Genomic DNA, 13,490 nt, shown 5'->3' with positions numbered 1-13,490 from the left:
GAGGAACAAGACGTTGAATTGATCTGCTCAGGCGGTGGCCAGAGCAGGGGTTGTGGTGGTCCGGCTGGCGAGGGCTTGCCGCACCCAGATGTGCCAGGCATCCAGGCCTTCACCTGTCAGGGCGGAGACCTCGATCACCGTGGCGTTGGGATTGATGCTGTGGATGTTGCGGCGGATCGCTGCCACATCCACAGGCAGGTGGGGCAGAAGATCCACCTTGGTGATCAGCACCACATCCGCGTTGCGGAACATCAGGGGGTACTTGAGCGGCTTGTCATCGCCCTCGGTCACGCTGAGCAACGCCACTTTGTGGTGTTCCCCAACGTCAAATTCCGCAGGGCAGACAAGGTTGCCCACGTTCTCCACGAGCAGTAAATCCAGCGCGGAAGGATCGAGCCGTTGTTGCAGCAACTCCAGGCCACCACTCACCATGGCCGCATCGAGGTGGCAGGCTCTGCCTGTGGTGATGGGCACCACCGGGATGCCAACGGCCTCCAAGCGGTCTGCATCCAGCTGGGTGGTCATGTCGCCTTCCAGCACGGCCATGCTGAGTTCGCGAGCCAAGGCTGGGAGGGACCGTTCGAGCAGGGCGGTTTTTCCTGCGCCTGGGCTGCTCATCAGGTTGAGGCAAAGCAGATCCCAGCTCTGGAAATGCTCGTTGTTGTGTTCGGCCTGATGGTTGTTGGCTGCAAGCAGATTGAGGCCGAGGGTGTCCTCAAGAGGCATATGCATGGCAAAAGGGGGGGTATTGGTTTCAGCGCTGACGCTGGATTGGAGCGGACTCAAGGGCAGCGGCGGCATCGCTGCGGTAATCGATGCTGCGGATGCGCAATTCCCTACCGCTGACGATCTCCTCAAGCGGGTGATCGCAGCAGGGAGAGCGGTAGGCGTTTTCGGGTACGGGGTCGTAGGTGCCGTTGCAGATCAAGCAGCGGCCCACAAAGGGGATTTCCTTGATCGTGAGCCGGGATCCATCCAGCCAGGTGCCCTGCACCGCAGCGTTGTAGGTGGTCACCAGTTGATCGGGTTCAACGCAGGTGAATCGGCCCACATCGAGATGAAGGGTCTCGACCATCGCAGAGGTGTCTTCGCGACGGTCGCGCCATTCATTCAGGGAGATCAGCAGGCACTTGGTCATGTCGACTTCATGCATGGCCTATCTCCACTTCTGATCAACGTTCATGTTGCAGGTGTCGCTGATCCACTCCGGCTTCTCTTTGCGGGGCAACTGACCGCTCACCACAAGGTGGGCCATGGTGTCGCAAATCACCCGGGTGGCCATCAGGGAGGTCATGTCACTGATGTCGTATGGAGGTGAAACCTCAACGATTTCCAGGCCGCAGACGGGAACGTTGCGCACGATCAGCTCGAGCAGCTTGAGCGCTTCTCGCGGCATTAGGCCACCGGGCTCAGGCCAGCCAGTTCCCGGCACGAAGCCGGCATCGATGCAGTCAATGTCGAAGGAGATGTAGACGCAGTCCGTGCCATCGGTGGCTCGTTCAATGGCGTACTGGGCTGCGGCTTCCAGCCCCATTTCAGTGATGTCGGTCACCGTGAGCACATTGGTGCCCCGCTCCCTGCAGACCTTGACGCCCTCGCGAGGCACTTGCCATCCACCAATGCCCAGCTGCACCAGGTTTTCTGCCGGGGCGTTGGCCATGTTTGTGGCATGGAACCAAGGGCAGGTGTGCATCCGCTCATCAAGGTCGATCTCCTGGGTGTCGACGTGGCGATCGAAATGGATGATTCCCACTTTTTTGTCGCCGAGATGGCGACAGACCCCACGCACCGTGGGGAAACCGATCGAGTGGTCGCCACCGAGGATGATCGGGAAGGCGCCGCTCGAGAAGACGTGGGCGATGCCTTTGGAGATCTGATCGAAACTCTTTTCGTTGTTGGCCGGGATCGTGAAGATGTCACCCACATCGCAGAGGGTGATCTGTTCACGCAGGTCGACCCCCATTTCGTAGTTGTAAGGGGTGTAAAGCGCTGAAATTCGTCGGATCCCCTGGGGGCCGAAGCGCGTTCCGGGCCGGTAGGTGGTGCCGCAGTCGTGGGGTACACCAACGATGGCGACGTCGTAGTTGCCCACCTGGTTCACATCTTCCAAGTAGGGCGCCTTCATGAAGGTGTTGATGCCGGCGAAATGCGGCAGCTCGCCTCTAGAGAAGGTTGAGATGTTGCGGTCAACAATGCTTTCGGCGGCTTCAAGTCCGAAGCGTTTGGCCTGGTCAACTTCTTGCTGCCAGCCAGTGAGTGGAAGCTTGCGTTCCTTCTCGAGTGCCTGCATGCCTTCGCTGGGATGCGAACGCTGGAAGGCCCCTGAAGGGTCCGATGGGGATGACATCAAACAAGGGAGTGGGCGTTGAGGCGGTCTCCCGGGCTTTTGTCCCTCCGTGCAACCGGCAAGGCCGGTGGAAACCTCTTGGACCAGGCATCCCCGTGAAGAGATCGGAACCCTAGGTTTCATCCGCAATTTCACTGTCTGCGGCTTTGATGCTCTGCGGAGTGTGAACCGCTACAAATGATTGGTGTGGCTGATTTTGCAGAAGATGGCTGTTGGGTAACAACAGCTGCTAACAGCAGATAACAAGCCAATTCGCGTTGTCAATCGTGCTGCTTAGCGTTTGCTCAGCACGAATTATTGCTGTGAGTGAATCCTTCGGTGGTCTGCCCAATAAAGAGTTGAGTTCTGGTGTGTCGCAGTGGTGGCGCGAACGGGTTCAACACCTGATTGATTGCGGCCGGGCTGAGGATGCCCGCTGCCTTTACCTGGAGTTCGGGGAGGACAGTGCAGGAACGCTGGGTTTCTGAAAAACTGCATAAAAAAGGAGGGTTCCCTAGGCCCTCCCGGAGTCGACGCATTACCCCTCACCGGGGTGCACCAAGTGTTACGTGCTGAACACTCAAGCGCTGTAAGTGTTGATACTTATTCTTGGCCGCAACGATCAACTTAAGGATTGTTCCTGACGCCGCAGAATTTCATAGGCCTGCCAGAGACCTTCAACGTCAGAGCACACCGCCTGTCGATTGCACACGCGATAGCGGCCCTGGCCGATGGCATCAATGGTTGTGCCCTTGGATGTGGCACAGATGCGACTGATGCTCTTCATGGGATTTGCTCAGTGGATCAAGGATTTACAGCCGTGAGGGGGCGCCATGCACATCTGATTTGCAGTTCTAAATCTCTTTTGCAAGAGAAAAGATCCATGGATAACAGCTCAGCGCCATAAAAAAACCGGGCTTGGCCCGGTTTTTGTTCAGCTTTTGCTTGCGTTTTGAACGCTCAGGCTTTGGAAGGCTTGGTGGTGAGTGCAGCAGACATGGCGGAGGCCAGGAGCACGCATCCGGCGACGGCGAGGAAACCCATGGATCAGGGGGGGAGGGAACGACCTGAGCATCATTCCCACAGCTGGCGTCAGCTTTTGTTGCTGTTGGCACGGAATTCGGAAGAACCTTGCTTTCGGCCTCCCTCGGCTGTTTTCAGAGGCATCTCCTGACGGTCGAGACACGTTGAGCACAGCAATTTCCCCTTGTTGCGCCAGTACGCCGCCATCGAACGCTCGATGCGCATGGAGCACCCTTCACAGCGAAATAACGGCATCGACGGCTCCGCGACGCAGCCCTTCTAACGCAACGGCGCGGTTGAACCGGTGTTCTCTGTGACGATGGGTGCGCTTCGCTCGTCCCAGCCTTGTGATGCAGGCCCTGCGTTTGTTGCTGCTCACCCTGATGGCGTCCGTCGCCTCTGCCTCCTCGTCGTTTCAGCCCTTGGATCGGGTAGAGGGTTGGTTGATCGAGCGACGTTTGGATGCAAACCAGGATCCGATCTGCCGTGCGTCTGTGCCAGGACCTGGCACCTGGTTCTCGGCACGGGTTCATCTGGATGCGAACGACGAGATGGTGGTGCCTGCCGGACTGCATCGGCCGGACGAAACGAGGCTGGAGGCTGTGCGTAATGCGCTCCGGCGTTGTCGCGCCAGTGTTCTGTATCTGTAGCGGATAAAGCTTTGTGGCCGGAGCCGCTGCTGATCTGAAATCGAGCTATGAAATCGGTGTCGGCAGTTGCAAAATCGTCGACTCCTCACACCACCTGAGCCTCCGCCAAGCGCGGGGGCTTTTTTTTGATTGATCCCGAACAGCACCTTTCGATTTTGTGCTCAGCAAATGTTTTGCGGTTGTGATGTTTTTAACCGCTAAATCTCTGATGTATTGCATCGAGAGGCTTGATACAGGAGGGCAGTGGATCCAGGAGATCTGCTTCAAAACGGAGTTCAAAGCCTTTGTGAATGCCCGCACCAAATCGCGCGCCACGTTGAAGACCTATCGCGTGGTGCATGCCACCTGGAACCAGGTGGTCACCGTTGTGCAGGGATCAGCTGAACCCCATTGATCTGGCTTGCTTCGGCGTTTCCAGAGCCGTTGTGATCCCGAAGACTTCAAGGCTCTTTCTTGGATGTGAAATGTCCTGAGCCATAACCGGTGGCCCAGGGGCCTGTGGGCATGATCCTCACGCGGTATCTCAGCAGTGAAGGTTGGGTGGAGGAGTGTTCCCATGCCAACGCTTTTGATGCCTATATCGACGCACGGCGACGCTGCGTGCTCCGAGGCTGCCCCTATCTGCTGGTGGATGCAGAGACCGGCAGCACGGTCTCCGTGCTCACGGTGAAACAGTGTTTGCATCAGTACGGCGTCGAGGGGGATTTCCCGGCGTGATCGCGTCAGGGGATCGACGCAAGAGCCGGCAGGATGGCGGTTGCTGAAACCTCCCGATGGCGACGTTTCTGGTCACCGGCGCAAACCGTGGGATCGGCTTGGAATACTGCAGGCAGCTCAAAGCCCGTGGCGATGACGTGGTGGCCGTTTGCCGTCAAACCAGTGATGAACTGGAGTGCCTGGGGGTGCGGGTGGAAGCCGGCCTTGAGTTGAGCGACAGCCAAGCCATTGATGACCTGGTGCAGCGACTGGATGGTTTGCCCCTCGATGGCGTCATCCTCAACGCCGGGATTTTGCAGTCGATGGGCCTGATGGATTTGGATCCCTCCGGGATTCGCCGCCAGTTTGAAGTGAACGCCCTTGCTCCTTTGCTGCTGGCCAGGGCGTTGGTGGATCAGATGCCCAACGGAGCGAAGTTGGTGCTGATGACCAGCCGCATGGGGTCCATCGACGACAACAGTTCGGGAGGCTCCTATGGCTATCGGATGTCGAAGGTGGCGCTCAACATGGCCGGAAAGTCGTTGGCGATTGATCTGGAACCGCGGGGCATCGCCGTGGCGATCCTGCATCCCGGATTGGTGCGCACCCGCATGATTCGCTTCAATCCCAGCGGGATCCCCCCCGAGCAGTCGGTGAAGGGGCTGTTGGCCCGGATCGATGATTTGACCATGGCCACCAGCGGCAGCTTCTGGCATGCCAATGGTGAGTTGTTGCCGTGGTGAGGCGGGAGACACGCTTTGGGCTTTGATCCGCGTCAGTGGTCAGGCGGACGCCCTGAACAACGCGTCACCAGCAATGTTGAGGCGTTGCTGGCGGAGAACGACGCTTTGCGTCGCGAGGTGTTGCGGCTCAACCGTGAGTTGGAGCGACTGCAACGTCAGCAACGCCAACGCATTCGTACGGAGCCCAGATCCCATCGCCCCTGGAGTGAGCCATCGGCACAAGCTCCACCGCGCATCAGCAGCCAACAGGTGCGGGCCTGGGGGCAGGCCCTGGCTCAGCAGCCGGGATGGACGGCATTGCGTCAGCGCGGATTGGAGCTGTTGATTGACCAGCTCAACCGCAGTGGTTTCCCTGCCCACTTAACCCTTGAACAGCGGTTGGATCGGTTGGTTCGGGGGCTGGGAACAGATCTCATGGCGGCGGTGGGAGCCAAGCCGAACAAGCAAACAACGGCCGTTCTGGCGGCGTTTGCCTTGTTTGGGGTGCGGGCCAGTGAATGGCTGGATGAGGATCCACAGCGTGTGGTGGAGCAGTTGCGTCAGCGGCAGGACCAATCAGGTTCAAGGCGGCAGGGTCGCCGCACCCGAACGGACCAACGTCAAACGGATCGTCAGGACGATGGCCACGCCCGTGATCCACGCCGTGCCGCTTTAAGGGTGTTGGGCTTGGAGGCCAACGCGTCCCTCGCTGAGATCAAGCAGGCGCATCGAAAACTGGTGAAGCAGCACCATCCTGATCTCGGTGGTTCTGCTGAGGCGTTTCGACGCGTCAATGAGGCGTATCAGTCCTTGGTTCAGTGACGCTCTTGTCCGATGATCTGGGGCAGCAACAGGTGGTGTTGATGCCGGTGGAATTTGGTGTGGTGCTGATTGGTGCTGGCTTTGCCGTGGGTGTGTCCCTCGCCGTCGCCGTTTGGTTTGAACGTTGGAAGGCAAAACAGCCCGATCCTGAAGGCAAATAAGCCATAAAAAAGCCCCGCCGAGGCGGGGCTTGCAAGAGGTCGTCATGCTGTTGTCAGCTGGCGACTTTCTGACCGCGATAAACAAGAACAGGACGCTGAACGTTGGATGCAGCAGCGTTGTTCTGGTTGTACTTCTGGCCGCGATAGGTCAGGGTCATGATGGGTTCCTCGAAGCAAGCTCAGGTCCCCGTTCCATGGCCTGAGTCGAACTGCGGTCAACACGAGTGCTGACTGAACGTAGTGGGTAGCGGTTGCTACACATCAGTTATATCCATGCGGTCAATCCCTGTGTCGTTCACGCCGATACAAACCAGGGAAATTGGTTGCTCGTGGATTGATGAACTCAGTCTGGGTCTGGGTTCTTGGCTGTGATGAATTCAACAATGAATCCTACTGAATGTATCTTTGCGATACCAGTTGACCTCTGAGGCGGCTTTTGGTCCATCTCGTCATCCGATGGTCCTTGGTCGGCTCTCGGGGCGGGTGGTGGTCAATGGTGGATTGTCGGAGGTTCGTTTCCAGGGGGGATGGAACGCGCATTGGCAATCCCTCCAATATTGATTGAAAGCAATCACCTCGACCCTCTTCTTGAACATACGGGTGCAACTCCCGTTGTTGGCAATTGAAAACTGAGAGCTGACGAAACAACTTCCCAGACCCAATTCCTTCGTGAAATCCCAATCCCAAATCATTTGCGTCAAGCGTCACTTTGCAATGAAGAAATCACGTCCCTGTGGTGTTAACAGATCCTTTTATTTCTCCGCGTTGCGTATTGATGAACGACTGAAATCGATGTAGATTGTTCTTTCATATCCGCTCGGATTGATTCCGCTGGATTTTCTCGATGACGACGATTGACGTGGCCTGCTCTGCATGAGCCCTGAGAGCGTCTGTGTGGGCTGTTGATTGTGTGTTGTGTGGGATTTCTTGGTGTCTGTTGAGTGCGGTCTGAATGGCCTTGGCGGATTTGCTGTAGGGCCAATGGTTGTCTACGCAACAGAACCACAGCTCCAATAGAGATATTTTCCAAGGCCCCGCTCTGAATATAATGAGCTATTGGGAGCAGAATTGGAGGAGGAATCTCAAGCTGATCACTGTGGATGAGGTGCCACCCGCACAGCAGATTCAGGTGTCGAGATGGTTGAAGCAAAGGACAGAGCTTCTGCTCGGGCAAATACAGCCAGTCGATGCTGAATCTCTTGTTCAAGAGTTTGACGACTATGAAGATGCTTGCTGCTAGTCATGGACTGGCTTGATGGCTTGGGTTGGGCAGGAGTGATTTCAGTTGGAATTTCTTTCCTCTGGGATCTGTTCTTGCCTTTGAATCTGTTGGTGATTGGTGTTATCTACGTGACCACATTTATTGGCTGGCTTTTTCTCACAAGAAACAAAACCAGTTTCTGAGGTCAAGCCCGTTTTCACCACAGAAAAATGCAAACCCCCATATCGAGACGCCAGGGACGAAAACGACCCCATGGGGGTGTCCGGAGTCTGTGGCTTGAGGCCTGCCAGGGGGTGGTCTTTTCTTTTCCCATGGCCTGCCAGGTGTGGATTCGGCAGGCTTGTTGAGAATGGTCCGGCGCTGGCTGACAACACTGGACACCGAGAAGCATTGGGGCCACTGACTGGTGTCTCTTTTGTGGACTCTTGCTTTTTCGACAGAACCGAGCGTGGCTGGCAACAATGGATGGAGACAGGCCTGGATGCACTGACCGGCGCTGTTGTCGCCTTGAGGAAGAAAGGGAAGGAAGAGCCACCTCGCGATCCCAAGGACGCAGCCAGGCTCACCCCCAAATCTTCATCACACGGTGCCGACGACACCTCACCACGGTGCACGAGGCAAACCAGAAGCAATGCCGAAATGGCAGCCAATGACACTTGACCCGCAATGAGGTCTGGTTACACCGATGAGGTTGGTAGGAGATCTGATGGAGATTCACCTTCACCACGCCCAATCACTCGGCGAACTCATCCTGGATGGACGACACACGCCATTTCGCGCATTGGCTTGCCCGTTGAAACCTTCGGTGGTGAGAAGCGAAAGAGAGGCAAAGCGTCACAAGTAGTTCGGATGTAGGCCTGGCCTCGGTATGCCGATCCTGCATATTGGATTGATTTGTCCGATCACCTCTGCCTGAGCTCATCAAGATGAGTTCGGTCTCAGGGGGGTGTGCTTAGCAGAGCGGTCACCCCTTTGTTTCCACCTCGTTGGCCAATTCAGGTCCATCCACGTAGCAAACCGCTTGGTTTGGCCACATCGCATGGACGATCCGATAGGTAGACAAGGTTGAAATTGCCTTGCGTCGAGCACCGATCAAGGCCTTGAACTCAGTCTTAAAGTTCAATTCCCTGATCCATTGATGATCAGGACCTCGGCGTTCGATGCAGTACATGCCGAGAATGGCTCTCAGAGTGAAGCCAGAAGGTAGATGCGTTCAGCAGCTGTGCATCTCTGTTTCCTGGATTCAGGACACCCTTCTGCTGATTGGTGTCAGGTGATGCGTTCTGCCCTGTCAAAAGAGGGCTAGCACAAAAGTGCTCCGTTGGACGACTGACCTTGGAGCGGCGAGGCCACCTCTACGAGGGCAGTGGCTTCGCTTGCATAAAAAAAGAGCCCCCCAGCTCTGAATAAAGGGGCTCGTTTTTGTTGACTTGCTCAGAGTGGCGACAAATCGACCCGGTGTGAAGTTGGGTCAGAGAGCCCTCATCCAAGCATCAGAACTGTGGATCACTCAGTGGAACAAACAGTGGACAAAAGAGAATCTCTTAGCCTCCGAAATCCTTGTATTGCCAACGGTTCTCTGATTCTTTGCTTGAGAAACTGTTTCATCGAAGCAAGCTCAGGTCCCCGTTCCATGGCCTGAGTCGAACTGCGCCTCGCCGAAGACGAGGTGAACGTGATTGCGTAGCGGTTGCTACAGATCCCTTATAAGGGTGGTGTCAATCAACGTGTTGTTCGTGGTGTTACAGAACAGGAGATCTGTTCAGCTCCGATGGGTTGATTCAGGCCTTTAAGTGCTTCAAGCGCGTTTGGGTGGTGTGTGCACCGGGCGTGGCTTGAGTTGGGGTGCTTTTTGCGTCATCACAGGCTGAAGATGAACTAAATCAATTCTGTCGTTGCTTGGATGGTCGGAATGATGGATCGGCTACCGATCACGAGGTTCAGGCTCTGATCGCTCTGGCTTGGACTCAAAGCTTCTATTAATTCGTTGTTCTGCTGAACAGTTCGGCTGCGATTGAGTGATCCTTGATGCTTACTCAGTGTGAAGCTCATGGCGCCGAAGAACGCCATCCGTACGGTGTGGGCAGGTCAGTTTTCGCGGTCATGAACAGCTCTCAGAGCAAGGATGATTGGGTGAAGGCGCAGCAGCACAAGTTCCACAAACCCATTGATGTGGACACCTTGATGTGGGTGCGCAATCGCTTGATGCGCTTGGAAGTGGAGGCCCGTTGGGCCGACCGCATCTGCGTGTTTGAAGAGTTCTTTCCCAACGATGCGATCATTCCGCGCATTTAAATCACAGCCATGTTTTTGACTGTCTTTGGCCAGAAGGGTGGTGTGGCAAAAACCTGCACCAGCATTCACTTGGCTTGTGTTTGGGCCCAGCAGGGCCTGTCGGTGTGTGTTGTTGATGCGGATCGCAACCGCTCGGCAACCGCCTATGCCGCCCGAGGCATGCTTCCGTTTGAGGTGGTGCCTGTGGAGGCTGCAGCAAAGGCCACCCGCCATGCCCAAGTGATCATCACCGACGGGCAGGCCAGCAGCCATGAGGACGAACTGAAGAATCTTTCGGCCGGAGCAGACCTTGTTTTGCTCCCAACAACCCCGCAAGCGAGATCGGTGGAGCTCACCGTCGAACTCTCTTCAATCCTCAGGCAGATGGGCACCATGCATGCCGCGCTGTTGGTGAAAGTGGACAGCCGAAAACAACGGCTTGCGCAGGAAGCGCGTCAAATTTTGGAGGGTTTTGATGTGGATGTGATGCAGGCGGAAATCCCCTTGTTGGCGGCGTTTGAAAAAGCAGAAGTGGAGGGTGTTTGTGTGTCGAATGCCGTCGATGACCGTGGCCGTGCCGATCTGAGGCGCATGGGGGGATGGGCGGCCTATTGCCAGGCTGCTGTTCAGATCCGTGATCGCTTGTCGGCAGCAACGCCTGACGCCATTAGTGCTTGATCAAGAAACAGCTCACTTTTGGCGTCGGTCGCCAATTAGACAGATCTTCTGAGCTTCAGCCGCAATCCTTACTTCAGCTGATTGAAGGTTGATGGGTCGCAGTTCTTGGTTGAAGAATCCCACCCGTTGCTCAGCAGCATCCACCTGGCAGCCCCAGGCTCAATCCGCTTCCTCTGGACAGGCGACGGTGAAGGCCTCCACCGCGGCGGTTCTGCTCAAGACGCCGAGCATCTCTACCAAGGCCGCATGATCGAAGCCGTTGTGATGCTTGCCATCGGTTTGTCGATGGCTGGCGTGGTTCTTGTCAATCTGAACGACGACGAGTCCGTCTAGGTTCAAAAGCGACTGCTGCTTTTGATGACTTACTTGTTGGCCTTCATGCTTGGGCAGCTTGAGATCAGCAATCTCACAGCGGCCTTCCTCCTCTTGGTGGCGGTTGTCTTTGTGGGCAGCTTCGCTGTGGTGTCATTGCAGACCGGTGAGCTGATCAAACCGCCCAAAAATGACTGACACGTTTGAGCTGAACGGCCAGCAGATCCTTTTGAAAGTATCCAGTGATCGTGTCGTCGCTGAACGGGTGGTGCGTCACATCCAACGGCGCCTTGATGAAGACGACTGGAGGCCTTACACCTGCAAGGCCGATGCCGTTCAAGCTTGGTTCCGTCTCGGCGGCATTAGGGCTCAAGTGCTTGAGGCTTTGAACCTGATCTGATCGCGCCCTGAAGCTCAGAACGATCCCAGCAACTGGGTCATCGCTGCTGCAGCGCCGATGCCACCAAAGAACAGCACCAACGGCAGGAACACAGGCCAGCGGACGGCTGAGTTGGAATCCATAGAGCGGGTTTGAACTCGAATGACGTTATTCATCCCTTCTTCTCTGTGGCGATGGCAACCGTTTCCGTGCCATGGCTGCATGATGTGAAGCCTCTCCCAGCATCTCTGTTTGGTCGATGCCTGAGCTTTCCAAGGCCGCTAACGCTGATGCCTCCCATGTGGTGGTGATCGGTGGAGGCTGGGCCGGCTGGGGTGCAGCCAAAGCCCTCTGTGAAGCCGGTGTTCGCGTCACCCTGGTTGACGGGATGCCGGATCCCACGGGGAGAACGCCGATGCGCACCGCCAGCGGTAAACCGTTCGAAGCCGGCACCCGGGGCTTTTGGAGGGATTACCCCAACATCAATGCGCTGACCGATGAGCTTGGTCTCACCGATGTGTTCACGGAATTCACCACTAGCGCCTTCTGGTCTCCCGCCGGTCTGGAGGCCACTGCCCCGGTGTTCGGTGACGGGTTGCAGTTGCCCAGCCCCTTGGGGCAGGCCATGGCAACGATCAAGAACTTCAAGCGCCTGCCTGTTGCCGATCGCCTGAGCATTGCCGGCCTTTTGGTGGCGATGCTTGATCTGAACCGCAACGAGGAAACCTTCCGGCGCTACGACGCCATCAATGCGTTGACCCTGTTCCGTCAACTGGGCATCACGGAGCGGATGATCGACGAATTCTTGCGTCCGATTCTTTTGGTGGGTCTGTTCAAGCCACCGGAGGAATTATCGGCAGCCGTCACCATGGAGCTGCTCTACTACTACGCCCTGGCGCATCAAGATTCTTTTGATGTGCGCTGGATTTGTCGCGGCAGCATTGCCGAGCAGCTGATCGCGCCCCTGGCGGAACGCCTGATCGACTCCGGTCTGCTCACTGTTCTGGGAGGAACGTTGGCCACGGGCCTGAAGCTTGATCAGCCAGGCGAAGCGATCCAGTCGGTGCAGGTCCGATTGAACGAGACTGGACGTACAGATCTGATCGATGACGTTGATGCGGTTGTGCTGGCGATGGGTGCCAAGGGCATGCATGCGCTGATGGCGGAGTCGCCGCGTTGCAGTGATGTGCTGCCGGAGTTGGTGGCTGCTGGCGGTTTGGGGGCGATCGATGTGGTGTCGGTGCGGTTGTGGCTGGATCGCACCATCGCAGTCGCCGATCCCGCCAATGTCTTCTCGCTCTTTGATGCCTTGCAGGGTGCGGGCGCCACTTTTTTCATGCTCGACCAGCTGCAGAACGCGGATCTTGATGCGCTCTGGGGCGGCAGCGAGCCCCAGGGCTCCGTGGTGGCCAGCGACTTCTACAACGCCACGGCGATCGCAGCATTGAGTGATCAGGAGATCGTCGACACCCTGCTGAATGAGCTGTTGCCCCAGGCGGTGCCGGCCTTCCGGCTTGCCCAGGTGCTGGAGTTTGAGGTGCGGCGTTACCCGGGCTCGGTGTCGTTGTTCTCCCCCGGCAGTTTCAGCCAACGGCCGCCGTTGCAGACGGCACTTCCGTCTGTGGTCTGCGCCGGCGATTGGGTGCGGATGGGCGAACGCGAGCACGGTGCCAAGGGGCTGTGCCAGGAACGGGCCTACGTCTGCGGCCTTATGGCAGCTAATGCACTGGTGCGTAGTGGGGTGGTGAAAGGGGCGAATGCTGCGAATTGCCCACAGCATCCGGTGCGTCCGATCCGTCCGGAAGAACCCCAGGTGCTGTTGGGCCGAGCCCTGAACAAGCTCGTGATGGACCCCCTGGAGGCGTTCGGGATCCGTTGGCCTTGGTTGGCCTGAGCTCAGAAATTCAGTTGACCTGAAAGCCAGAGTTCCTGCCAAGACCCTGCTGCTGAGGCATTCAGCGCCATCAGGATGGTCACGCTGATGCCACCCAGGGTGAGCCCCACCCCCATCATGATCAGGGCGGTCAGTCCTTCCGCTTCGGTGAGCGGTTGCTTTTCGACAAAGCGACGCTTGGCCATGGCTGCTGATCCGATGCACCCGTTCTGCATCGGCCCAAGGGCACTTGGCAACAGGCCGTATCACTCATTCATGCAGAGCTGCGGGGGGATGACCAGCGTTGCTTAGGTTGCTGGCCTGCGCTTGACGCCGCCCCGATGGGTTTCAT

Annotated in this window: 22 protein-coding genes and 1 riboswitch; of the genes, 14 read left to right on the top strand and 8 right to left on the bottom strand. The window is 57.1% G+C overall.

Going from position 1 to position 13,490, the window contains the following annotated elements:
* Positions 1 to 27: 27 nt before the first annotated feature.
* The 3 genes from hypB to speB are packed head-to-tail and all read right to left on the bottom strand — an operon-like array spanning position 28 to position 2,347.
* Entirely contained in the window at positions 28 to 732 is a 705-nt protein-coding gene (gene hypB / locus SynRS9902_RS08710) for a hydrogenase nickel incorporation protein HypB (RefSeq protein WP_186510590.1), read from the bottom strand.
* Positions 733 to 754: 22 nt separating this feature from the next.
* Positions 755 to 1,153 (bottom strand): hydrogenase maturation nickel metallochaperone HypA, encoded by a 399-nt coding sequence (locus SynRS9902_RS08705; protein ID WP_186508834.1) that lies wholly within the window; start codon positions 1,151 to 1,153, stop codon positions 755 to 757.
* Positions 1,154 to 1,156: 3 nt separating this feature from the next.
* A complete protein-coding gene (gene speB / locus SynRS9902_RS08700) occupies positions 1,157 to 2,347 on the bottom strand; it encodes an agmatinase (RefSeq protein WP_115082116.1) in 1,191 nt (396 codons plus the stop codon).
* Positions 2,348 to 2,373: 26 nt separating this feature from the next.
* Positions 2,374 to 2,474, bottom strand: a riboswitch (guanidine-I (ykkC/yxkD leader).
* Positions 2,475 to 2,649: 175 nt separating this feature from the next.
* On the opposite strand from speB, the gene SynRS9902_RS08695 reads away from it, so the two are divergent.
* Positions 2,650 to 2,814 (top strand): hypothetical protein, encoded by a 165-nt coding sequence (locus tag SynRS9902_RS08695; RefSeq protein ID WP_170950588.1) that lies wholly within the window; start codon positions 2,650 to 2,652, stop codon positions 2,812 to 2,814.
* A 134-nt stretch (positions 2,815 to 2,948) separates the two neighbouring features.
* On the opposite strand, the gene SynRS9902_RS08690 is transcribed toward SynRS9902_RS08695, so the two are convergent.
* Together SynRS9902_RS08690 and SynRS9902_RS08685 are read right to left on the bottom strand one after the other, a co-directional pair.
* Positions 2,949 to 3,113 carry a hypothetical protein gene (locus tag SynRS9902_RS08690; RefSeq protein WP_186508833.1) on the bottom strand — a complete coding sequence of 55 codons (165 nt, stop codon included), beginning with the start codon at positions 3,111 to 3,113 and terminating at the stop codon, positions 2,949 to 2,951.
* Positions 3,114 to 3,418: 305 nt separating this feature from the next.
* Complete coding sequence (locus SynRS9902_RS08685) at positions 3,419 to 3,574, bottom strand: hypothetical protein (protein ID WP_255446000.1); 156 nt, start codon at positions 3,572 to 3,574, stop codon at positions 3,419 to 3,421.
* A gap of 98 nt (positions 3,575 to 3,672) precedes the next feature.
* Here SynRS9902_RS08685 and SynRS9902_RS08680 point away from each other — a divergent pair, with 98 nt between their 5' ends.
* From SynRS9902_RS08680 to SynRS9902_RS08655, 6 genes are all read left to right on the top strand, one after another.
* Positions 3,673 to 3,999, top strand: coding sequence for a hypothetical protein (locus SynRS9902_RS08680; protein WP_255446079.1), 327 nt, complete (start codon positions 3,673 to 3,675; stop codon positions 3,997 to 3,999).
* 184 nt (positions 4,000 to 4,183) lie between these two features.
* On the top strand, positions 4,184 to 4,393 hold the full coding sequence (locus tag SynRS9902_RS08675; protein ID WP_186508831.1) for a hypothetical protein: 210 nt from the start codon (positions 4,184 to 4,186) through the stop codon (positions 4,391 to 4,393).
* Positions 4,394 to 4,482: 89 nt separating this feature from the next.
* Positions 4,483 to 4,716 carry a hypothetical protein gene (locus SynRS9902_RS08670; RefSeq protein ID WP_250397570.1) on the top strand — a complete coding sequence of 78 codons (234 nt, stop codon included), beginning with the start codon at positions 4,483 to 4,485 and terminating at the stop codon, positions 4,714 to 4,716.
* A 56-nt stretch (positions 4,717 to 4,772) separates the two neighbouring features.
* Complete coding sequence (locus SynRS9902_RS08665; protein ID WP_186508830.1) at positions 4,773 to 5,438, top strand: SDR family oxidoreductase; 666 nt, start codon at positions 4,773 to 4,775, stop codon at positions 5,436 to 5,438.
* Between the two features lie 15 nt (positions 5,439 to 5,453).
* Positions 5,454 to 6,239 (top strand): J domain-containing protein, encoded by a 786-nt coding sequence (locus SynRS9902_RS08660; RefSeq protein WP_186508829.1) that lies wholly within the window; start codon positions 5,454 to 5,456, stop codon positions 6,237 to 6,239.
* Complete coding sequence (locus SynRS9902_RS08655; protein WP_186508828.1) at positions 6,236 to 6,400, top strand: hypothetical protein; 165 nt, start codon at positions 6,236 to 6,238, stop codon at positions 6,398 to 6,400. The genes SynRS9902_RS08660 and SynRS9902_RS08655 overlap by 4 nt, the downstream gene beginning before the upstream one ends.
* 53 nt (positions 6,401 to 6,453) lie before the next feature.
* Here SynRS9902_RS08655 and SynRS9902_RS08650 read toward each other — a convergent pair whose 3' ends face one another.
* The gene (locus tag SynRS9902_RS08650; RefSeq protein WP_071823061.1) at positions 6,454 to 6,558 is read right to left on the bottom strand and encodes a DUF4278 domain-containing protein; all 105 of its coding nucleotides are present in this window, start codon (positions 6,556 to 6,558) and stop codon (positions 6,454 to 6,456) included.
* A 1,084-nt stretch (positions 6,559 to 7,642) separates the two neighbouring features.
* On the opposite strand from SynRS9902_RS08650, the gene SynRS9902_RS08645 reads away from it, so the two are divergent.
* Positions 7,643 to 7,804 (top strand): hypothetical protein, encoded by a 162-nt coding sequence (locus SynRS9902_RS08645; protein ID WP_186508827.1) that lies wholly within the window; start codon positions 7,643 to 7,645, stop codon positions 7,802 to 7,804.
* A gap of 1,696 nt (positions 7,805 to 9,500) precedes the next feature.
* Here the strand turns inward: SynRS9902_RS08645 and SynRS9902_RS08640 are convergent.
* Positions 9,501 to 9,692: a hypothetical protein gene (locus SynRS9902_RS08640; protein WP_186510678.1), complete on the bottom strand. Its 192-nt coding sequence runs from the start codon at positions 9,690 to 9,692 to the stop codon at positions 9,501 to 9,503.
* Between the two features lie 33 nt (positions 9,693 to 9,725).
* Here SynRS9902_RS08640 and SynRS9902_RS08635 point away from each other — a divergent pair, with 33 nt between their 5' ends.
* The 6 genes from SynRS9902_RS08635 (at position 9,726) to SynRS9902_RS08610 (ending at position 13,159) form a co-directional block, all read left to right on the top strand.
* Entirely contained in the window at positions 9,726 to 9,917 is a 192-nt protein-coding gene (locus tag SynRS9902_RS08635; RefSeq protein WP_244272209.1) for a hypothetical protein, read from the top strand.
* A gap of 9 nt (positions 9,918 to 9,926) precedes the next feature.
* Complete coding sequence (locus SynRS9902_RS08630; RefSeq protein ID WP_186508826.1) at positions 9,927 to 10,574, top strand: ParA family protein; 648 nt, start codon at positions 9,927 to 9,929, stop codon at positions 10,572 to 10,574.
* 105 nt (positions 10,575 to 10,679) lie between these two features.
* On the top strand, positions 10,680 to 10,907 hold the full coding sequence (locus SynRS9902_RS08625; RefSeq protein WP_186508825.1) for a hypothetical protein: 228 nt from the start codon (positions 10,680 to 10,682) through the stop codon (positions 10,905 to 10,907).
* 24 nt (positions 10,908 to 10,931) lie between these two features.
* Entirely contained in the window at positions 10,932 to 11,084 is a 153-nt protein-coding gene (locus tag SynRS9902_RS08620) for a hypothetical protein (RefSeq protein WP_186508824.1), read from the top strand.
* The gene (locus SynRS9902_RS08615; RefSeq protein ID WP_186508823.1) at positions 11,077 to 11,286 is read left to right on the top strand and encodes a hypothetical protein; all 210 of its coding nucleotides are present in this window, start codon (positions 11,077 to 11,079) and stop codon (positions 11,284 to 11,286) included. The genes SynRS9902_RS08620 and SynRS9902_RS08615 overlap by 8 nt, the downstream gene beginning before the upstream one ends.
* A 238-nt stretch (positions 11,287 to 11,524) precedes the next feature.
* Positions 11,525 to 13,159, top strand: a complete 1,635-nt coding sequence (locus SynRS9902_RS08610) for an FAD-dependent oxidoreductase (RefSeq protein WP_186508822.1) — start codon at positions 11,525 to 11,527, stop codon at positions 13,157 to 13,159.
* Between the two features lie 2 nt (positions 13,160 to 13,161).
* Here the strand turns inward: SynRS9902_RS08610 and SynRS9902_RS08605 are convergent, their stop codons facing one another.
* Positions 13,162 to 13,344, bottom strand: coding sequence for a hypothetical protein (locus SynRS9902_RS08605; protein WP_186508821.1), 183 nt, complete (start codon positions 13,342 to 13,344; stop codon positions 13,162 to 13,164).
* Positions 13,345 to 13,490: the final 146 nt, after the last annotated feature.

Source organism: Synechococcus sp. RS9902 (assembly GCF_014279635.1).
GTDB lineage: Bacteria > Cyanobacteriota > Cyanobacteriia > PCC-6307 > Cyanobiaceae > Parasynechococcus.
This window is presented reverse-complemented; position numbering and strand designations above follow the sequence as displayed.